Below are 19933 nucleotides of genomic sequence, written 5' to 3'. Positions count from 1 at the left end.
CTTGAAGCGCGAAGTCCACCCCGAGTACGTCGAGACGCAGGTCAGCTGCACCTGTGGCGCGTCGTTCACCACCCGCAGCACGATCACGAGCGGCACCATCCGCGCCGAGGTCTGCTCCGAGTGCCACCCGTTCTACACGGGCAAGCAGAAGATCCTCGACACCGGTGGCCGCGTGGCCCGCTTCGAGGCCCGCTTCGGCAAGGCCGCTGCCGGCTCCACGAAGTAGCGAGGCACCAGCGCCGGTCCATGGTCGCCCCCCGGGGCGTACCTGGACCGGCGTTTTTGGTCGCCCGCCGTCCCCCACGCACCACACGTTTTCAGGAGCCCCCATGTTCGAGGCCGTCGAGGATCTGCTCACCGAGCACGCCGACCTGGAGAAGAAGCTCGCCGACCCGTCGGTGCACGCCGACCAGGCCAACGCGCGCAAGCTCAACAAGCGCTACGCCGAGCTGACCCCGATCGTCGGGACCTACCGCTCCTGGAAGCAGACCGGGGACGACATCGGCACGGCGAAGGAGTTCGCTGTCGACGACCCCGACTTCGCCGCCGAGGTCAAGGAACTGGAGAAGCAGCGCGAGGAGCTCACCGAGAAGCTGCGCCTGCTGCTCGTTCCGCGTGACCCCAACGACGACAAGGACGTGATCCTGGAGGTCAAGGCCGGCGCGGGCGGCGACGAGTCCGCCCTGTTCGCCGGTGACCTCCTGCGGATGTATCTCCGGTACGCCGAGCGCGTCGGGTGGAAGACCGAGATCATCGACGCCACCGAGTCCGAGCTGGGCGGCTACAAGGACGTCCAGGTCGCGGTGAAGACCAAGGGCGGCCAGGGTGCCACCGAGCCCGGCCAGGGCGTCTGGGCCCGGCTGAAGTACGAGGGCGGGGTGCACCGCGTGCAGCGCGTGCCCGCGACCGAGTCCCAGGGCCGTATCCACACCTCCGCGGCCGGTGTCCTGGTCACCCCCGAGGCGGAGGAGGTCGACGTGGAGATCAACCCGAACGACCTCCGCATCGACGTGTACCGCTCCTCCGGTCCCGGCGGACAGTCCGTCAACACGACCGACTCCGCGGTGCGCATCACGCACGTTCCCACCGGAGTCGTCGCCTCCTGCCAGAACGAGAAGAGCCAGCTGCAGAACAAGGAGCAGGCGATGCGTATCCTGCGCTCCAGGCTCCTCGCGGCAGCCGTGGAGGAAGCGGAGAAGGAGGCCGCCGACGCCCGCCGCAGCCAGGTCCGCACCGTCGACCGCTCCGAGAAGATCCGTACGTACAACTTCCCGGAGAATCGCCTCTCGGACCACCGCGTCGGCTTCAAGTCGTACAACCTCGACCAGGTGCTGGACGGCGACCTCGACGCCGTCATCCAGGCCTGTGTCGACGCGGACTCCGCAGCGAAGCTCGCGGCAGCGTAAGCCCCGTACGAGCCCCGTACGAGTGACGAGTACCGGAGGACCAGCGTGCAGCAGAACATTGGGGGACGGCCCCCGAGCCCCCGCAGCTTGCTGCTCGCGGAGGTGGCCCAGGCCACCCAGCGGCTGGCCGACGCGGGCGTGCCCTCGCCGCGCAACGACGCGGAGGAACTCGCCGCGTTCGTGCACGGCGTGAAGCGCGGCACGCTGCACACCGTCAAGGACGTGGACTTCGACGCCCGCTACTGGGAGGTCATCGCCCGTCGCGAGGCCCGCGAGCCGCTCCAGCACATCACCGGACGCGCCTTCTTCCGCTACCTGGAACTCCAGGTCGGACCGGGCGTGTTCGTACCCCGTCCCGAGACCGAGTCGGTCGTCGGCTGGGCCATAGACGCCGTCCGCGCGATGGACGTCGTCGAGCCGCTGATCGTCGACCTGTGCACCGGTTCCGGCGCCATCGCGCTCGCCCTCGCCCAGGAGGTCCCGCGCTCCCGGGTGCACGCCGTGGAGCTGTCCGAGGACGCCCTGGCGTGGACCCGCAAGAACATGGAGGGGTCCAGGGTCGACCTGCGGCAGGGCAACGCCCTGGACGCCTTCCAGGACCTCGACGGCCAGGTCGACCTGGTCATCTCCAACCCGCCGTACATCCCGCTCACCGAGTGGGAGTACGTCGCCCCGGAGGCCCGGGACCACGATCCCGAACTCGCCCTGTTCTCGGGCGAGGACGGCCTCGACCTCATCCGGGGCCTCGAACGCACCGCACACCGTCTGCTGCGCCCCGGCGGCGTCGTCGTCGTCGAGCACGCGGACACCCAGGGCGGCCAGGTGCCGTGGATCTTCACCGAGGAGCGGGGCTGGGCCGACGCGGCCGACCACCCGGACCTCAACAACCGCCCGCGCTTCGCGACGGCCCGCAGGGCAACGCCGTGAGCGACACCCAGACTTCCTACCCCCAGCAGTACGTGTACGAGGAGGCCCGCTAAATGGCTCGGCGATACGACACCAACGACGCGACCGACCGCACGACCGGTCTGCGCGAGGCCGCGTCCGCCGTCCGCCGCGGCGAGCTGGTGGTCCTCCCGACCGACACGGTCTACGGCATCGGTGCCGACGCGTTCTCCTCCGAGGCCGTCACCGACCTGCTGGAGGCGAAGGGCCGTGGTCGTGGCATGCCCACGCCCGTCCTGATCGGCTCCCCGAACACCCTGCACGGCCTCGTCACGGACTTCTCCGAGATGGCCTGGGAGCTCGTCGACGCCTTCTGGCCGGGCGCCCTGACCCTCGTCGCCAAGCACCAGCCGTCCCTCCAGTGGGACCTCGGGGACACTCGCGGCACGGTCGCCGTACGCATGCCGCTGCACCCGGTGGCGATCGAACTGCTGACCGAGGTCGGCCCCATGGCGGTCTCCTCCGCCAACCTGACGGGCCACCCGTCCCCCGAGGACTGCGACGCCGCCCAGGAGATGCTCGGCGACTCCGTCTCCGTCTACCTGGACGGCGGCCCCACGCCCGGAATCATCCCGTCGTCGATCGTCGACGTCACGGGCAAGGTGCCGGTCCTGCTGCGCGCGGGCGCACTGTCGGCCGAAGAGCTGCGCAAGGTGGTCCCCGACCTCGAGGTGGCGAATTGACAGCCCCTGACGCGGGGCGTGGCATAGGCATGCGCACGGGGGTCACGGGGGCTCAGCACTGGAACGGGGCCTCGCGGGACGCCTTCCGCATCCTCTATGTCAGCACCGGAAACGTCTGCCGCTCACCGATCACCGAGCGGCTGACCCGGCATGCCCTGGCGGACCGGCTCGGCGACCCGCTGTGGGGCGGCCTCATCGTGGAGAGCGCCGGTACGTGGGGCCACGAGGGCGCGCCCATGGAGGCCAACGCGGAGGCGGTCCTCGCGGAGTTCGGCGCGGACCCCTCCGGCTTCACCGGGCGCGAGCTGCTCGACGAGCACGTCATCCGGGCCGACCTGGTGCTGACGGCCACGCGTGACCACCGCGCGCAGGTCATCTCCATGGGCCACTCGGCGGGCCTGCGCACCTTCACGCTGAAGGAGTTCACCCGCCTGGTGAAGGCGATAGACCCGGCGACCCTGCCCCCGCTCGACGACGGCATGATCGAACGGGCGCGCGCACTGGTCCGCGCCGCGGCGGCTCTACGCGGGTGGCTCCTCGCGCCCACCGCGGAGGCGGACGAGGTGTACGACCCGTACGGGGCGCCCCTGACCTTCTTCCGGTCGATCGGGGACGAGATACAGCAGGCGTTGGATCCGGTCGTGACGGCGTTGACCGGGGTGCCTGCGAAGGCCTGAGCGCCCACTGACCTGCCTCGGCGGGTCGTCGTGCGGCTTGCGGGTCCGTCGTGGCTGATCGCGCAGTTCCCCGCGCCCCTCCGGGGCGCGTTTCCGTGGGCGCGGACGATGACGGGCCGGGAGCGGAGCTTGTCGCGCCCGCGCGGCGGAGCCGCGTATTGGCACAGCGCCGCGCCGATCAGGGCGCTGCGGCCTACATTGGACGTACGTCACCGTCGACGCCCGGAGCCCATCATGTCGGTCACGCATGCCTTTGAGAGCGATGGCGCTGTTGACGTACTGCGCCGGCAGGACCCCGAGCTGGCCGAGGTGCTGCTCGGGGAGGCCGAACGGCAGTCGACGACGCTCCAGCTGATCGCCGCCGAGAACTTCGCCTCGCCCGCCGTGCTCGCCGCGCTCGGCTCGCCGCTCGCCAACAAGTACGCCGAGGGCTATCCCGGCGCCCGGCACCACGGCGGCTGCGAGATCGTCGACGTCGCCGAGCGCCTCGCCGTGGAGCGGGCCAGGGCCCTGTTCGGCGCCGAACACGCCAACGTCCAGTCCCACTCCGGGTCTTCGGCCGTTCTGGCCGCCTACGCCGCCCTCCTGCGCCCCGGTGACACCGTCCTAGCCCTCGGGCTGCACCACGGCGGGCATCTCACGCACGGGTCGCCCGCAAACTTCTCCGGCCGCTGGTTCGACTTCGTCCCCTACGGCGTCGACGCGGAGAGCGGCCTCATCGACTACGAGCAGGTGCGCGCCCTCGCCCGTACGCATCGACCCAAGGCCGTCGTCTGCGGGTCCATCGCCTACCCCCGGCACATCGACTACGCCGCCTTCCGCGAGATCGCCGACGAGGCGGGCGCCTACCTCATCGCGGATGCCGCGCACCCCATCGGACTCGTCGCCGGGGGAGCGGCGCCCAGCCCCGTGCCGTACGCCGACGTCGTCTGCGCGACCACCCACAAGGTGCTGCGCGGACCGCGCGGCGGAATGCTGCTGTGCGGCGCCGAGCTCGCGGAACGGGTCGACCGGGCGGTTTTCCCGTTCACCCAGGGGGGCGCGCAGATGCACACGATCGCCGCCAAGGCAGTCGCCTTCGGCGAGGCGGCGACCCCGGCCTTCACGGCGTACGCCCATCAGGTGGTCGCCAACGCCCGGGTGCTGGCGGCGGGGCTGGCCGCCGAGGGGTTCGTGGTGACGACAGGCGGGACGGACACGCACCTGATCACGGTCGACCCGGCGCCCCTGGGCGTGGACGGACGTGCCGCGCGAGGCCTGCTTTCCGCCGCAGGAGTGGTTCTGGACTGCTGTCCGCTGCCCCACGGGGAGGCGCGCGGGCTGCGGCTGGGGACGGCCGCGCCGACCACCCAGGGGATGGGGGAGGCGGAGATGGCGCGGATCGCGGTGCTGCTGGCGGATGTGCTGCGTGGGGCTGTCGAGAGCGGTGGGGCGCGTGACGAAGTGCGGGAGCTGACCGGTAGATTTCCGCCGTATCCCGGGCGATGAGGGGTAGTCGTCAACCTGTGCACAGGCGCGCGTGCAACCATCTTCGCTACCCGGAAGTCCCTATCCCTATGCGTCCCTCGCTAGGGTGTGGGGCCTGGATGGCCAGCGAGACCTGTGGGGAAGCCTGTGCGTGAATACCTGCTGACGCTCTGCATCACGGCCGCGGTGACGTATCTGCTGACCGGGCCGGTACGGAAGTTCGCGATCGTGGCCGGAGCGATGCCGGAGATCAGGGCCCGTGACGTGCACCGGGAACCCACTCCGCGGCTCGGCGGGATCGCGATGTTCTTCGGGCTGTGCGCCGGACTGCTGGTCGCCGACCACCTCACCAACCTCCACGAGGTCTTCAAGAACTCGAACGAGCCGCGGGCACTGCTCTCCGGCGCCGCGCTCATCTGGCTGATCGGCGTGCTGGACGACAAGTTCGAGATCGACGCCCTGATCAAGCTGGGCGGCCAGATGATCGCCGCCGGCGTCATGGTCATGCAGGGTCTGACGATCCTGTGGCTGCCGATCCCGTCCGTGGGCAACGTCGCGCTGACGCAGTGGCAGGGCACCCTGCTGACGGTGGCGCTGGTCGTCATCACCATCAACGCCGTCAACTTCGTCGACGGCCTGGACGGTCTCGCGGCCGGCATGGTGTGCATCGCCTCGGCGGCGTTCTTCCTCTACGCCTACCGCGTCTGGGTCTCGTACGGCATCGAGGCCGCCGCCCCGGCCACCCTGTTCTCGGTGATCCTGATGGGCATGTGCCTCGGCTTCCTGCCGCACAACATGCATCCCGCCCGGATCTTCATGGGCGACTCCGGGTCGATGCTCATCGGCCTGGTGCTGGCCGCCGGCGCGATCTCCATCACCGGGCAGATCGACCCCGACGCGATGAACCTGTTCTCCGGGTCCGAGCGCAACACCGTGCACCAGATGGTGCCGGTCTACATCCCGCTGCTGATGCCGCTCACCATCATCGCGATCCCGGCCGCCGACCTCGTGCTGGCCATCGTGCGGCGCACCTGGCGCGGACAGTCGCCGTTCGCGGCCGACCGGGGGCATCTGCACCACCGGCTGCTGGAGGTCGGGCACTCGCACAGCAGGGCCGTCCTGATCATGTACTTCTGGTCGGCGCTGATCGGCTTCGGCGCCCTGTCCTACTCGGTCAACAACGCGTCCATGTGGATCGTCCTCAGTGTGGTGGCACTGAGCGCGATCGGACTCGTACTCCTGCTGCTGCCGCGCTTCACGCCGCGCACCCCGCGCTGGGCCGAGCGGTTCGTGCCGCCGCGCTACCGGCGCGGCCGCACGGCGGAGGAGGCCGGTGCGACGGCGCCCGCCGCCTCGGTGCCGGCCATGGCCGACGAGGAGGCCGCCCCCGAACACCGCGCTCCGGTGCGGGCCGGCGTCTCGGGTGTCAACGGAGCGACGGCGATCGGCCCCCGTTCGCGGCTCCTTGACCGACGTAAAGCCGGGTCGTCGCGCTGACGCAAGGTAAGAATCTGACTAATGCTTTGCTTGAAACAGAGAGAGCACGGAGCGGACGAAGCGCTCCAATACCAGACAATTCGGCGCTGGTTCTGCACAGGTGGGCAGGTTCACTCTCATGTGTGACACCGAGCACACCATCCAGGTAAAGACCTCATCAAATAGTTTGTGATACGGTTCACGAGAACCCCGGACAGAACCGAAGGACCGCAGTGCGACGGTCCATTGGCGCGAGTTTCTCTGCTCGAACCGGGGACTACGCTCGTCCATGACGACACCTGCCCCCCTGTGAAAGCGGAGTTGCCGCCATGCCGTCCAATGACGTCCGGATCCTGCTTCAAGCCGCTGTGCCCACAGCTGCCGTCGGCGCACTTGCCGCCGTCGTCAGTGCCGTGGTCGCTGGTGCCGAAGGCGCGATCGGGGCGGTCGTGGCGACGCTGGTCGTGATTCTCTTCATGGGTATCGGGTTCTACGTTCTGCAGCGCACTGCCAAAACGCTTCCGCATCTGTTCCAGGCAATGGGCCTGATGCTGTACGCGGCGCAAATTCTTCTGCTGTTCATCTTTCTCGCGGCGTTCAAGAACACGACGCTGTTCAACCCCAGGGCCTTCGCGCTCACGCTGGTCGCAGGCACGCTCGCCTGGATCGCGGCGCAAGCTCGTGCCCACATGAAGTCGAAGATCCTCTACGTTGAACCCGACTCCACGATGGGGGACAGGCCCGAAAAGACAGGGCACTCGTCGTGAGAGGTAGGGCCGGGATAAGCGGGTGCGAGAGATCCTGCTATCGTCCGGTGCCAACTGCGGCATCGCGGGCGCGGGCATCTGAGCTGACGCCTGCTCAATCGCGAGGCTTGATGCCCCACAGCCGCCCCCACATCCGTAACACCAGTCCAGTGCCGAACCGCGGCTGCGCGCCGTGCCGACACAACGAGGTTGCCGTACCCATGCGTCACGCCGAAGGAGCCCGTGGTGAGTGCTGACCCGACGCAGGTGCTCGCCTTCGAGACCGATTGCCACCTCTTCGACGGTTGTGGCTTCCCGGCTCCGGGCCTGCATTCGTTCATGTTCGAGCCGCTTTGGGGCGACGCCGACGGCAACGGGCTCTACTTCAACAAGCCCATGCTGCTCGCGCTGCTCGGGTCCATCATCGTGGTGGGGTTCTTCTGGGCCGCGTTCCGTAAGCCCAAGATGGTTCCCGGCAAACTGCAGATGGTCGCCGAGGCCGGTTACGACTTCGTCCGGCGCGGCATCGTCTACGAGACGATCGGCAAGAAGGAGGGCGACAAGTACGTACCGCTTGCCGTCTCGCTCTTCTTCTTCATCTGGATGATGAACATCTGGTCGATCATCCCGATCGCCTCGTTCCCCGTGACCTCGATCATCGCCTACCCGGCGGTTCTCGCGGCCATCGTCTACATCACCTGGGTCTCACTGACCTTCAAGCGGCACGGTTTCGTCGGCGCCTTCAAGAACTTCACCGGCTACGACAAGACGTTGGGCGCGGTGCTCCCGCTGGCCATGACGATCGAGTTCTTCTCGAACCTGGTGGTCCGCCCGTTCACGCACGCCGTGCGACTGTTCGCGAACATGTTCGCCGGTCACACCCTGCTGCTGCTCTTCACGATCGCCAGCTGGTACATGCTGAACGGCATCGGCATCGCGTACTCGGGTGTCTCCTTCGTGATGGTCATCGTGATGACCGCCTTCGAACTCTTCATCCAGGCAGTGCAGGCGTACGTCTTCGTCCTCCTGACCTGCACCTTCATCCAGGGCGCGCTCGCCGAGCACCACTGAGTCGTCCGCCCTACCAAGAGACATCCGGTGGCCAACCCCCACCGGTCACTGAAAGAGAAGGAAGAACCGGCATGTCCGCTCTCCAGACCCTTGCTGCGGTCGAAGGCAACCTCGGCTCCATCGGTTACGGCCTCGCCGCGATCGGCCCGGGCGTCGGCGTCGGCATCATCTTCGGTAACGGCACCCAGGCCCTGGCCCGTCAGCCCGAAGCGGCCGGCCTGATCCGCGCCAACCAGATCCTCGGCTTCGCGTTCTGTGAGGCGCTGGCCCTCATCGGCCTCGTCATGCCGTTCGTCTACTAAGACGAATCACGACGACAGCCCCATTCGACGAAAGGCACTGATGTGAACCACGCACTGGTTCAGCTGGCGGCCGAGGCGGAGAAGGAAAACCCTCTCATTCCGCCGTGGCCGGAGCTTGTCATCGGCCTGATCGCCTTCGTCATCGTCTTCGGCTTCCTCGCCAAGAAGCTCCTCCCGACCATCAACAAGGTTCTGGAAGAGCGGCGCGAGGCCATCGAGGGCGGTATCGAGAAGGCCGAGGCCGCTCAGACCGAGGCCCAGAGTGTCCTCGAGCAGTACAAGGCCCAGCTCGCCGAGGCCCGGCACGAGGCCGCGCGTCTGCGCCAGGAGGCGCAGGAGCAGGGCGCCACGCTCATCGCGGAGATGCGCGCGGAAGGCCAGCGGCAGCGCGAGGAGATCGTCGCCGCCGGTCACTCCCAGCTCGACGCCGACCGCAAGGCCGCCTCGTCCGCGCTTCGCCAGGACGTCGGCAGGCTCGCCACCGAGCTGGCCGGCAAGCTCGTCGGTGAGTCCCTTGAGGACCACGCCCGGCAGAGCCGTGTGATCGACCGCTTCCTCGACGACCTCGAGGAGAAGGCCGAGGCGACTCGATGACCGTGCACGGAGCCAGTCGCGAGGCTGCCGCCGCCGCACGGGAGCGTCTCGACGCGCTGACGGACTCGACGTCCGCCGACGCGAAGAAGCTGTCGGAGGAGCTGGCTTCGGTCACCGCGCTGCTGCACCGCGAGGTGTCGCTGCGTCGGGTCCTCACCGACCCGGCGCAGCCCGGAGAGGCCAAGGCCGAGCTGGCCCAGCGTCTCTTCGGCAGTCAGGTCGGCGGGCCCACCACCGACCTGGTGGGCGGCATGGTGCGCTCCCGCTGGTCGCGTTCGCGCGACCTGGTGGACGCGCTGGAGGAGCTGGCGGACCTCGCCGACCTCACGGCCGCCCAGCAGGCGGGCGCGCTCGACAACGTCGAGGACGAGCTGTTCCGGTTCGGCCGGATCGTCTCCTCGAACACCGAGCTGCGCGCCGCGCTGACCGACCGTGCCGCGACCACCGGCGCCAAGAGCGAGCTGCTGCGCAGCCTGCTCGGGGGCCGGGCCGCGCCCACGACCGAGCGTCTGGTGACGCGCCTTGTGACCGCGCCGCGGGGACGTAGCCTGGAAGCGGGACTCGAGTCCCTGTCCAAGCTCGCTGCCGAGCGCCGGGACCGCATGGTCGCCGTCGTCACCTCGGCGGTTCCGCTGAGCGACCCGCAGAAGCAGCGCCTCGGCGCCGCCCTCGCGAAGCTCTACGGCCGTCAGATGCACCTGAACCTGGACGTGGACCCCGAGGTCCTCGGCGGAATCCGGGTGCTGGTCGGCGACGAGGTCATCAACGGCAGCATCGCGGACCGTATCGAGGACGCCGGCCGCCGCATGGCGGGCTAGCCCGCCCGGCAGCCACACAGCACGCAGCAACTCAATACTCGTAGTACGTACTTGAATACGGCCCTGGTTGGGCCGTGCAGAGGATTCACCTCTTTTTGGGGGGAGTCCCCATCCCCCCAAGTGAAACTTCGGGCCCAACAAGGAGAGCAGGGAACCCAGATGGCGGAGCTCACGATCCGGCCGGAGGAGATCCGGGATGCGCTGGAGACCTTTGTCCAGTCGTACAAGCCGGACGCGGCCTCGCGCGAGGAGGTCGGTACGGTCACCCTTGCCGGCGACGGCATCGCGAAGGTAGAGGGCCTCCCCTCGGCCATGGCCAACGAACTGCTGAAGTTCGAGGACGGCACCCTCGGCCTCGCGCTCAACCTCGAAGAGCGCGAGATCGGTACCGTCATCCTCGGCGAGTTCAGCGGCGTCGAAGAGGGCCAGCCGGTCACCCGTACCGGCGAGGTCCTGTCCGTGGCCGTCGGCGAGGGCTACCTCGGCCGCGTCGTCGACCCGCTCGGCAACCCGATCGACGGCCTCGGCGAGATCGAGACCAGCGGTCGTCGCGCCCTGGAGCTGCAGGCTCCGGGCGTCATGGCGCGCAAGTCGGTGCACGAGCCGATGGAGACGGGCTACAAGGCCGTCGACGCGATGACCCCGATCGGCCGTGGCCAGCGTCAGCTGATCATCGGCGACCGTCAGACCGGCAAGACCGCTCTGGCCGTCGACACGATCATCAACCAGCGCGACAACTGGCGCTCCGGTGACGTCAACAAGCAGGTTCGCTGCGTGTACGTCGCCATCGGTCAGAAGGGTTCGACCATCGCCTCCGTGCGTGGCGCCCTCGAAGAGGCCGGCGCGCTGGAGTACACGACCATCGTCGCCGCCCCGGCGTCCGACCCGGCCGGCTTCAAGTACCTTGCGCCGTACACCGGTTCGGCCATCGGCCAGCAGTGGATGTACGAGGGCAAGCACGTCCTCATCATCTTCGACGACCTCTCGAAGCAGGCCGACGCCTACCGCGCCGTGTCCCTGCTGCTGCGCCGCCCGCCGGGCCGTGAGGCCTACCCGGGTGACGTCTTCTACCTGCACTCCCGTCTGCTGGAGCGCTGCGCGAAGCTCTCCGACGAGCTGGGCAAGGGCTCGATGACCGGTCTGCCGATCGTCGAGACGAAGGCCAACGACGTCTCGGCGTTCATCCCGACCAACGTCATCTCCATCACCGACGGCCAGTGCTTCCTGGAGTCGGACCTGTTCAACGCCGGTCAGCGCCCCGCGCTGAACGTCGGTATCTCCGTCTCCCGAGTCGGTGGTTCCGCGCAGCACAAGGCGATGAAGCAGGTTTCCGGCCGACTGCGCCTCGACCTCGCCCAGTACCGCGAGCTGGAGGCGTTCGCCGCCTTCGGTTCCGACCTGGACGCCGCGTCGAAGTCCCAGCTGGAGCGCGGTCAGCGACTGGTCGAGCTGCTCAAGCAGGCTCAGTACCAGCCGATGGCCACCGAGGACCAGGTCGTCTCCGTCTGGGCCGCCACCACCGGCAAGATGGACGAGGTGCCGGTCAACGACATCCGCCGCTTCGAGAAGGAGCTCCTGGAGTACCTGCACCGCAAGGAGCAGGGCCTCATGACCTCCATCAAGGAGGGCGGCAAGATGTCGGACGACACCCTCACCGCCATCGCGGACGGCATCGCGGACTTCAAGAAGCAGTTCGAGACGTCGGACGGCAAGCTGCTCGGCGAGGACACCCCTGCCGCCGCGGCCAAGTGACGACGGAAGGGACCTGACTCATGGGAGCCCAGCTCCGGGTCTACAAGCGTCGCATCAAATCCGTCACCGCGACCAAGAAGATCACCAAGGCGATGGAGATGATCGCCGCCTCGCGAGTCGTCAAGGCGCAGCGCAAGGTGGCGGCCTCCGCGCCGTACGCGACCGAGCTCACCCGCGCGGTCACGGCGGTCGGCACAGGCTCGAACACCAGGCACCCGCTGACCACCGAGGCCGAGACGCCGACCCGTTCCGCGGTGCTGCTCCTCACGAGCGACCGCGGTCTGGCCGGTGCCTTCAACTCCAACGCGATCAAGGCCGCCGAGCAGTTGACGGCGCGCCTTGAGGCGGAGGGCAAGGAGGTCGACACGTACATCGTCGGCCGCCGCGGTCTGGCCCACTACAACTTCCGCGAGCGCAAGGTCGTGGAGTCGTGGTCGGGCTTCACCGACCAGCCCACGTACGCGGACGCCAAGAAGGTCGCGGCTCCGCTCATCGAGGCCATCGAGAAGGAGACGGCGGACGGCGGCGTGGACGAACTCCACATCGTCTACACCGAGTTCGTCTCGATGATGACGCAGAACGCGGTCGACGGCCGTCTGCTGCCGTTGCGTCTCGACGAGGTGGCCGCGGAGTCGGCGGGGAAGGGCGAGATCCTTCCGCTGTACGACTTCGAGCCGTCGGCGGAGGACGTCCTCGACGCCCTGCTGCCGCGGTACGTCGAGAGCCGTATCTACAACGCGATGCTCCAGTCGGCCGCTTCCAAGCACGCCGCCACGCGCCGCGCGATGAAGTCGGCCACCGACAACGCGGGAGACCTCATCACGACGCTCTCCCGACTTGCCAACGCGGCCCGACAGGCCGAAATCACCCAGGAAATCAGCGAGATCGTCGGTGGCACCGCAGCCCTGGCCGACGCGACCGCGGGGAGTGACAGGTAATGACGACGACAGTTGAGACGGCCGTTGCCACGGGCCGCGTCGCCCGGGTCATCGGCCCGGTCGTCGACGTGGAATTCCCCGTCGACGCCATGCCGGAGATCTACAACGCCCTTCACGTCGAGGTGGCCGACCCGGCCCTCGACGGCGCGAAGAAGACGCTGACCCTGGAGGTCGCCCAGCACCTGGGTGACGGCCTGGTCCGCACCATCTCCATGCAGCCCACCGACGGTCTGGTCCGGCAGGCCGTGGTCACCGACACGGGTACGGGCATCACCGTCCCCGTCGGCGACTTCACCAAGGGCAAGGTTTTCAACACCCTCGGCGAGGTGCTGAACTCCGACGAGACGTACTCGGGCGAGCGCTGGTCCATCCACCGCAAGGCCCCGCGTTTCGACGAGCTCGAGTCGAAGACCGAGATGTTCGAGACCGGCGTCAAGGTCATCGACCTTCTCACCCCGTACGTCAAGGGTGGAAAGATCGGCCTGTTCGGCGGTGCCGGCGTCGGCAAGACGGTGCTCATCCAGGAGATGATCTACCGCGTCGCCAACAACCACGACGGTGTCTCCGTGTTCGCCGGTGTCGGTGAGCGCACTCGTGAGGGCAACGACCTCATCGAGGAGATGTCGGAGTCCGGCGTCATCGACAAGACCGCGCTGGTCTTCGGCCAGATGGACGAGCCCCCGGGCACCCGTCTGCGCGTGGCCCTGGCCGGTCTGACCATGGCGGAGTACTTCCGCGATGTGCAGAAGCAGGACGTGCTGTTCTTCATCGACAACATCTTCCGCTTCACGCAGGCCGGTTCCGAGGTCTCGACCCTGCTCGGCCGTATGCCCTCCGCGGTGGGTTACCAGCCGAACCTGGCCGACGAGATGGGTCTCCTCCAGGAGCGCATCACCTCGACCCGTGGTCACTCGATCACCTCGATGCAGGCGATCTACGTCCCCGCGGACGACCTGACCGACCCGGCCCCGGCCACCACGTTCGCCCACCTCGACGCGACGACGGTTCTCTCCCGTCCGATCTCCGAGAAGGGCATCTACCCGGCCGTGGACCCGCTGGACTCCACGTCCCGCATCCTGGACCCCCGCTACATCGCGGCGGACCACTACAGCACGGCCATGCGTGTCAAGGGTGTCCTCCAGAAGTACAAGGACCTCCAGGACATCATCGCGATCCTCGGTATCGACGAGCTGGGCGAGGAAGACAAGCTCACCGTCCACCGTGCCCGTCGCGTGGAGCGCTTCCTGTCCCAGAACACCCACGTCGCCAAGCAGTTCACCGGCGTCGACGGGTCGGACGTACCGCTGGACGAGTCGATCACCGCGTTCAACGCGATCATCGACGGCGACTACGACCACTTCCCGGAGCAGGCGTTCTTCCTCTGCGGTGGCATCGAGGACCTCAAGGCCAACGCCAAGGAGCTGGGCGTCTCCTGACCCCCGCGCTTCTTGGGAGAGGGGCAGGGGAGCACCCTTCGCGGGGTGCGTCCTGCCCCTCTCGCCACACCCACCGCTGAATCATCCCGGGGCCGTGTCATTCGCGGCCGGCGCCGCGCGGCCCCGGACCCCCAGCCGAAAGCCTGGGGGGAGGCCCCGGCACTTCGGTGCTCGGAGCCCTACTAGACTTATACGCAACACCCGGTGACCTAGCCGGGTGGTGACCCGAGGAGCCAACCTTGGCTGCTGAGCTGCACGTCGAGTTGGTCGCTGCCGACCGTCAGGTCTGGTCCGGCGAGGCCACCCTGGTCGTCGCGCGCACCACGTCCGGCGACATCGGCGTCATGCCCGGTCACCAGCCGCTGCTCGGTGTGCTGGAGTCGGGCCCGGTGACCATCCGTACGAGTGATGGTGGAACGGTCGTCGCCGCGGCGCACGGCGGTTTCATCTCGTTCGCCGACAACAAGCTGTCGCTGCTGGCGGAGGTCGCCGAGCTGGCGGACGAGATCGACGTCCAGCGCGTGGAGCGGGAGCTCGAACGCGCGAAGGCGGAGGGCGACGCCTCCGCCGAGCGGCGTGCGGACGTCCGACTGCGGGCCGTGGCGGCGCGCTGACATCTGGGGGTCCCGCCCAGGCCGTTTAGGCTCTGGGGGAGCACAGTGTGACGCTTTGCCTCAGCCGCGGCTGGGACCGGTTTGCGCCGGTCCTGGCCGCGGCTGAGGCGAATCCGGATGTTTTTTCTTTTCCGTTACCTAGGAGACGAGGAGGTCGGTGTCGATGATCCTCGCTCTGACTGTGTGCGGCTTGGTAGTGGCGGTCGTGGTGGTCGGCCTGTTCGTCTTCGGCCTGCGCCGCCGGCTCATCCAACGCTCCGGCGGTACGTTCGACTGCAGCCTGCGCTGGGACGTACCCGAGAAACCCGACCCCAGCGGCAAGGGCTGGGGCTACGGTGTCGCCCGCTACAACGGCGACCGCATCGAGTGGTACCGCGTCTTCTCGTACTCCCCGCGTCCGCGCCGTGTCCTGGAACGCTCGTCGATCGAGGTGGCCGGCCGCCGTGCCCCCGACGGCGAGGAGGAGCTGGCCCTGCTCTCGGACGCGGTGGTGCTGGCCTGTCTCCACCGGGGGACGAGACTCGAACTGGCGATGAGCGACGACGCGCTGACCGGTTTCCTCGCCTGGCTGGAGGCGGCGCCTCCCGGGCAACAGGTGAACGTGGCCTGACGGCCTGACTAACTTGTCGCCCGGTTCCCCGTGGTCCGCGGGCACACCGACCCGTCGTAGGGGATGGCGGTGCCGGGCTGGGCGGAGACCGCGAGCGGTGCCGGCGCGCCGAATGTCACGGTGATGGTTGCCGGGGCCAGGGCCATGAGGGCCGCTATCGCCCCTCCCGCGAGCGTGCCGACGGCTCTGGTGGTCGTCGCCGTGATCCTGCGGGGCGTCCTGTTCCTGGTCCTGCGGGTCATGAGTTCCCCCGAGTGAGACGTTTTGCCTGGTGGTTCGTGGTCCAAAGTGTTCCCGGTGAACGGCCGGACGGCGCCTGACATCCGGCCCTCCGAGGGGACCGAAGGTCCCGGAGCTGAGTGCGCCGGGGGCGTGCGCGGCGCACAGAGCAGCCGCGGACAGACCTGGAGGTCCGTCCGCGGCTGCTCTGCCGCTGCCGAGGGGATCAGCCCAGGCCGCCGCTGATCGCGCTCACCAGCTCCCCGTTGCTCGTGTCGCCGCTGAACTCCCAGAAGAACGCGCCGCCCAGGGCCTGGTTCTTGGCCCAGGTCATCTTCCCGGCGATCGTCGCGGGGGTGTCGTACGACCACCAGTTGTTGCCGCAGTACGCGTAGGCGGTGCCGGCGATCGTCCCGGTGGCCGGGCACGAGTTCTTGAGGATCTTGTAGTCCTCGATGCCCGCCTCGTAGGTGCCCGGTGCCGCGCCGGTCGCCGTGCCGCCGGGGGCGGACTGGGTGACGCCGGTCCAGCCGCGGCCGTAGAAGCCGATGCCCAGCAGGAGCTTCGCCGCCGGGACGCCCTTCGCCTTGAGCTTGGCGATGGCGTCGGCGGAGTTGAAGCCGGCGGCCGGGATACCGGCGTACGACGTGAGCGGTGAGTGCGGGGCGGTCGGGCCGTCCGCGTCGAAGGCACCGAAGTAGTCGTACGTCATCACGTTGTACCAGTCGGCGTAGGCGGAGGCGCCGCCGTAGTCGGCCGCGTCGATCTTGCCGCCGGAGGAGCCGTCGGCGGTGATGGCCGCGGTGACCAGGTAGTTCGCCCCGAACGTCGAACGCAGTGCCGACAGCAGGTTCTTGAAGGACGCGGCACCGGACGTGTCACAGGTCAGGCCGCAGGCGTTCGGGTACTCCCAGTCGATGTCGATGCCGTCGAAGACGTCCGCCCAGCGCGGGTCCTCGACGACCGCCTTGCAGGAGGCGGCGAAGGCGGCCGGGTTGGCGGCGGCCTGCGCGAAGCCGCCGGAGTAGGTCCAGCCGCCGAAGGAGTACAGCACCTTGATGTTCGGGTACTTGGCCTTCAGCTGGCGCAGCTGGTTGAAGTTGCCGCGCAGTGGCTGGTCCCAGGTGTCGGCGACGCCGGACACCGACTGGTCGGCGGTGTAGGCCTTGTCGTAGGCGGCGTAGGTGTCGTCGACGACGCACTTGCCGTCCTTGACGTTGCCGAACGCGTAGTTGATGTGCGTGATCTTCGACGCCGAGCCCGAGGTCACCAGGTTCTTGACGTGGTAGTTGCGGCCGTAGACGCCCCACTCGGTGAAGTAGCCGAGCTTGACCTTGGAGCCGGTGGGCGGCGGGTCCGTGGTGCCGCCGGTGGTGCGCACGGCGACCGCGCCGCTCACCGGGCCGGTCTGGTCGGCGGTGTCCCGGGCCTGCACGGTGTAGGAGTAGTCCGTGCCGGCGGTCAGACCCGTGTCCGTGTACGAGGTGGCCGTCACCGTCGCGACCTTGGTGCCGCCGCGCAGCACGTCGTAGTTCTTGATGCCCTTGTCGTCGGTGGCCGCGCCCCAACTGAGCTTCACCGAGGTGTTGGTGACGCCGGAGGCCGTCGGAGTGCCGGGCGCCGAGGGGGCGTTGTCGCCGGGGACCGAGCCGCCGTCACAACTGCCGCCGTTCAGCTTGCAGTTGGCGGGAGCACCGGAACCGGCGCCGTTGAAGCCGAAGGAGACGGCGGCGCCCGGGGCGAGGGTGCCGTTCCACGACTTGTTCTTGGCGGTCCAGTGGGTGCCACTGGAGGTGACATCGGCGTCCCAGGCCGAGGTGACGGACGTACCCGAGGGGAAGTCCCACTCGACCGTCCATGAACTGATCGATGTGGTGCCGGTGTTGGTGACCGTCCACCTGCCCTCGAAACCGGTGCCCCAGTCCTGGGTCTTCGCGTAGGTCGCGGTGGCCGAGGTGGCCGCCTGTGCCGGGCTCGCCAGGCCCACCAGGGCGGCGAGGGGGAGCAGCAGGGTGGTCAGGCCTGCCGTACATCTTTGTCCGAAGCGCATGCCGCGCCTCCTTGGAGGTGTCAGGGGGGCGCGACTGAGCCTTCGCACCCACAGTGCCGCGAGAATAGGAAGGTCTGGACCACGGGTCAATAGGTCTGGACCACTTCGCGGAAAGCCTCCACCGATCCGTTAAACCCCCAACTCCTGCGTCGGCACCGCCGCTTGCGCCCGACTGCGCAGCCCCGGCCTGCCCGGCAACCGGCTGACGTGCGTCTTCACCGTCGCCTCGGTCATGTCGAGGCGGATCGCGACGTCCGTGTTGGACAGTCCCTCGCCGAGACGCGACAGCACCGCGCGCCACCTCCGTACCGGCCTCGATCAGGTCCTTCGTCAGCGCTCCCCGCCCGGGACCCACAGGACGTCCCCGACCGCCTTGTTGGCGGTCCGCGCCAGGATGAACAGCAGGTCCGACAGCCGGTTGAGGTAGGTCGCGGTGAGCGGGTTCATCACCTCCGCGTGGACCTCCAGGGCCGCCCAGGTCGAGCGCTCGGCCCGGCGTACGACCGTGCACGCCTGGTGCAGCAGAGCCGCGCCGGGGGTGCCGCCGGGGAGGATGAACGAGCGCAGCTTCTCCAGGTCTTCGAGGAACCGGTCGCAGTCCGCCTCCAGCTTGTCGATGTAGGACTGCTCGACCCGCAGCGGAGGGAACTCCGGGTTCTCGGCCACCGGCGTCGCCAGGTCCGCGCCCACGTCGAACAGGTCGTTCTGCACCCGCGTCAGCACCTTGACGACCTCCGCCTCCAGCCCGCCCAGCGCGACGGCGGTCCCGATCACCGCGTTCGCCTCGTTGGCGTCGGCGTACGCCGAGATCCGCAGATCGGTCTTGGCGACCCGGCTCATGTCGCCGAGGGCGGTGGTGCCCTTGTCGCCGGTCCTCGTGTAGATGCGCGTCAGATTGACCATGTGGCCAGGGTAGTGACCAGCTCCGACGACCGCTCAACTAGGCCGTACGAGGGGTGGAATGAGACACGTCGGTGTGATGTCCGTCAGATGAGACGTGACGCGCATTACTTACCGGTCACACAGCACCCTCACGACCGCTAGGGTCCGCCGAAGAGGCCCAATACACGAGGCATGCATAAACAGCGCGTCAGGGGAGTCGCACAGTGGCACGGAAGCTTGCCGTCATCGGAGCCGGCCTGATGGGTTCCGGCATCGCCCAGGTATCCGCCCAGGCGGGCTGGGACGTCGTACTGCGCGATGTCACCGACGAAGCGCTCACCCGTGGCACCGACGGCATCAAATCCTCGTACGACCGGTTCGTCGGCAAGGGCAAACTGGCCGCGGCCGACGCCGAGGCCGCCCTCGGACGCATCACCGCGACGACCGACCTGGACGCGGTCGGCGACGCGGACATCGTCGTCGAGGCGGTCTTCGAGAAGCTGGAGGTCAAGCACGAGATCTTCCGCGCGCTCGACAAGATCGCGCGCGAGGACGCCGTGCTCGCCTCCAACACCTCAGCCATCCCGATCACCAAGATCGCCGCCGTCACCGACCGCCCGGACCGGGTCGTCGGCACGCACTTCTTCTCGCCGGTGCCGATGATGCAGCTCTGCGAGCTGGTCCGCGGCTACAAGACGAGCGACGAAACCCTCGCGACCGCACGGGAGTTCGCCGAGTCCGTCGGCAAGACCTGTGTCGTCGTCAACCGGGACGTCGCCGGATTCGTGACGACCCGGCTGATCTCGGCGCTCGTCGTCGAGGCGGCCAAGCTGTACGAGTCCGGTGTCGCCACCGCGGAGGACATCGACCTGGCCTGCAAGCTCGGCTTCGGGCACGCCATGGGCCCGTTGGCCACCGCCGACCTCACCGGGGTCGACATCCTGCTGCACGCCACCAGCAACATCTACACCGAGTCCCAGGACGAGAAGTTCGCTCCTCCGGAGCTGATGCGCCGGATGGTTGACGCCGGTGACATCGGCCGTAAGAGCGGGCAGGGCTTCTACAAGCACTGAGCGGTATCGCGGGTAGTCAACAGGCACGGAAACCGCACGAACCCCTGGGGTATCACCCTGTGGGGTGAATTGAGTATCGGTTCGCTCACAGACGGCAACCTGACCGCCTCTCAGGCAGTCAGACGTTGCATCACCTACCGACGCGGAGCACGACACGCACTCACGGGAGCGCAT

20 protein-coding genes and 1 pseudogene are annotated in these 19933 nt (G+C 68.5%); 18 read left to right on the top strand and 3 right to left on the bottom strand.

Annotation, left to right across the window (positions count from 1 at the left end):
- Nucleotide 1: 1 nt before the first annotated feature.
- The 17 genes from rpmE (at nt 2) to OG595_RS11755 (ending at nt 15535) form a co-directional block, all read left to right on the top strand.
- A complete protein-coding gene (rpmE, locus tag OG595_RS11835; RefSeq protein WP_329270887.1) occupies nt 2–226 on the top strand; it encodes a 50S ribosomal protein L31 in 225 nt (74 codons plus the stop codon).
- Nucleotides 227–329: 103 nt separating this feature from the next.
- A complete protein-coding gene (prfA, locus tag OG595_RS11830) occupies nt 330–1406 on the top strand; it encodes a peptide chain release factor 1 (RefSeq protein WP_329270884.1) in 1077 nt (358 codons plus the stop codon).
- A gap of 87 nt (nt 1407–1493) precedes the next feature.
- On the top strand, nt 1494–2333 hold the full coding sequence (gene prmC / locus OG595_RS11825) for a peptide chain release factor N(5)-glutamine methyltransferase (RefSeq protein WP_189149666.1): 840 nt from the start codon (nt 1494–1496) through the stop codon (nt 2331–2333).
- Nucleotides 2334–2386: 53 nt separating this feature from the next.
- Nucleotides 2387–3034, top strand: a complete 648-nt coding sequence (locus tag OG595_RS11820) for an L-threonylcarbamoyladenylate synthase (RefSeq protein WP_329270882.1) — start codon at nt 2387–2389, stop codon at nt 3032–3034.
- Nucleotides 3031–3711 (top strand): arsenate reductase/protein-tyrosine-phosphatase family protein, encoded by a 681-nt coding sequence (locus OG595_RS11815; RefSeq protein ID WP_329270880.1) that lies wholly within the window; start codon nt 3031–3033, stop codon nt 3709–3711. Before OG595_RS11820 ends, OG595_RS11815 begins: the two co-directional genes overlap by 4 nt.
- Before the next feature lie 234 nt (nt 3712–3945).
- The gene (gene glyA / locus OG595_RS11810) at nt 3946–5199 is read left to right on the top strand and encodes a serine hydroxymethyltransferase (protein WP_329270877.1); all 1254 of its coding nucleotides are present in this window, start codon (nt 3946–3948) and stop codon (nt 5197–5199) included.
- A gap of 126 nt (nt 5200–5325) precedes the next feature.
- Complete coding sequence (locus OG595_RS11805) at nt 5326–6675, top strand: MraY family glycosyltransferase (RefSeq protein ID WP_329270874.1); 1350 nt, start codon at nt 5326–5328, stop codon at nt 6673–6675.
- 308 nt (nt 6676–6983) lie between these two features.
- A complete protein-coding gene (locus OG595_RS11800; protein ID WP_329270872.1) occupies nt 6984–7421 on the top strand; it encodes a hypothetical protein in 438 nt (145 codons plus the stop codon).
- Between the two features lie 225 nt (nt 7422–7646).
- Nucleotides 7647–8471 carry a F0F1 ATP synthase subunit A gene (atpB, locus tag OG595_RS11795; protein ID WP_006381668.1) on the top strand — a complete coding sequence of 275 codons (825 nt, stop codon included), beginning with the start codon at nt 7647–7649 and terminating at the stop codon, nt 8469–8471.
- Nucleotides 8472–8542: 71 nt separating this feature from the next.
- Nucleotides 8543–8773, top strand: coding sequence for an ATP synthase F0 subunit C (gene atpE / locus OG595_RS11790; protein ID WP_006381669.1), 231 nt, complete (start codon nt 8543–8545; stop codon nt 8771–8773).
- 42 nt (nt 8774–8815) lie between these two features.
- Entirely contained in the window at nt 8816–9367 is a 552-nt protein-coding gene (locus tag OG595_RS11785) for a F0F1 ATP synthase subunit B (RefSeq protein ID WP_329270867.1), read from the top strand.
- A 2-nt stretch (nt 9368–9369) separates the two neighbouring features.
- Nucleotides 9370–10185, top strand: coding sequence for a F0F1 ATP synthase subunit delta (locus OG595_RS11780; RefSeq protein ID WP_329282811.1), 816 nt, complete (start codon nt 9370–9372; stop codon nt 10183–10185).
- 159 nt (nt 10186–10344) lie between these two features.
- Nucleotides 10345–11937 (top strand): F0F1 ATP synthase subunit alpha, encoded by a 1593-nt coding sequence (gene atpA / locus OG595_RS11775; RefSeq protein WP_329270865.1) that lies wholly within the window; start codon nt 10345–10347, stop codon nt 11935–11937.
- 20 nt (nt 11938–11957) lie between these two features.
- Nucleotides 11958–12875, top strand: coding sequence for a F0F1 ATP synthase subunit gamma (locus OG595_RS11770; protein ID WP_329270864.1), 918 nt, complete (start codon nt 11958–11960; stop codon nt 12873–12875).
- Entirely contained in the window at nt 12875–14311 is a 1437-nt protein-coding gene (gene atpD / locus OG595_RS11765) for a F0F1 ATP synthase subunit beta (RefSeq protein WP_329270861.1), read from the top strand. Before OG595_RS11770 ends, atpD begins: the two co-directional genes overlap by 1 nt.
- 239 nt (nt 14312–14550) lie before the next feature.
- A complete protein-coding gene (locus OG595_RS11760; protein ID WP_105970735.1) occupies nt 14551–14925 on the top strand; it encodes a F0F1 ATP synthase subunit epsilon in 375 nt (124 codons plus the stop codon).
- A gap of 163 nt (nt 14926–15088) precedes the next feature.
- A complete protein-coding gene (locus tag OG595_RS11755; protein WP_329270854.1) occupies nt 15089–15535 on the top strand; it encodes a DUF2550 domain-containing protein in 447 nt (148 codons plus the stop codon).
- 445 nt (nt 15536–15980) lie between these two features.
- Here the strand turns inward: OG595_RS11755 and OG595_RS11750 are convergent, their stop codons facing one another.
- The 3 genes and pseudogenes from OG595_RS11750 to OG595_RS11740 all read right to left on the bottom strand — a co-directional run bounded on the left by OG595_RS11750 (nt 15981) and on the right by OG595_RS11740 (nt 18707).
- Nucleotides 15981–17804, bottom strand: a complete 1824-nt coding sequence (locus OG595_RS11750; RefSeq protein ID WP_329270851.1) for a glycoside hydrolase family 18 chitinase — start codon at nt 17802–17804, stop codon at nt 15981–15983.
- A gap of 129 nt (nt 17805–17933) precedes the next feature.
- A pseudogene (locus OG595_RS11745) lies at nt 17934–18110 on the bottom strand (helix-turn-helix domain-containing protein); the annotation flags it as partial.
- 24 nt (nt 18111–18134) lie between these two features.
- Entirely contained in the window at nt 18135–18707 is a 573-nt protein-coding gene (locus tag OG595_RS11740) for a cob(I)yrinic acid a,c-diamide adenosyltransferase (RefSeq protein WP_329270847.1), read from the bottom strand.
- 203 nt (nt 18708–18910) lie between these two features.
- On the opposite strand from OG595_RS11740, the gene OG595_RS11735 reads away from it, so the two are divergent.
- Nucleotides 18911–19759, top strand: coding sequence for a 3-hydroxyacyl-CoA dehydrogenase family protein (locus OG595_RS11735; RefSeq protein ID WP_329270844.1), 849 nt, complete (start codon nt 18911–18913; stop codon nt 19757–19759).
- The last annotated feature ends 174 nt before the right edge of the window (nt 19760–19933 follow it).

The organism is Streptomyces sp. NBC_01451 (genome assembly GCF_036227485.1).
In the GTDB taxonomy this organism is placed as follows: domain Bacteria; phylum Actinomycetota; class Actinomycetes; order Streptomycetales; family Streptomycetaceae; genus Streptomyces.
This window is presented reverse-complemented; position numbering and strand designations above follow the sequence as displayed.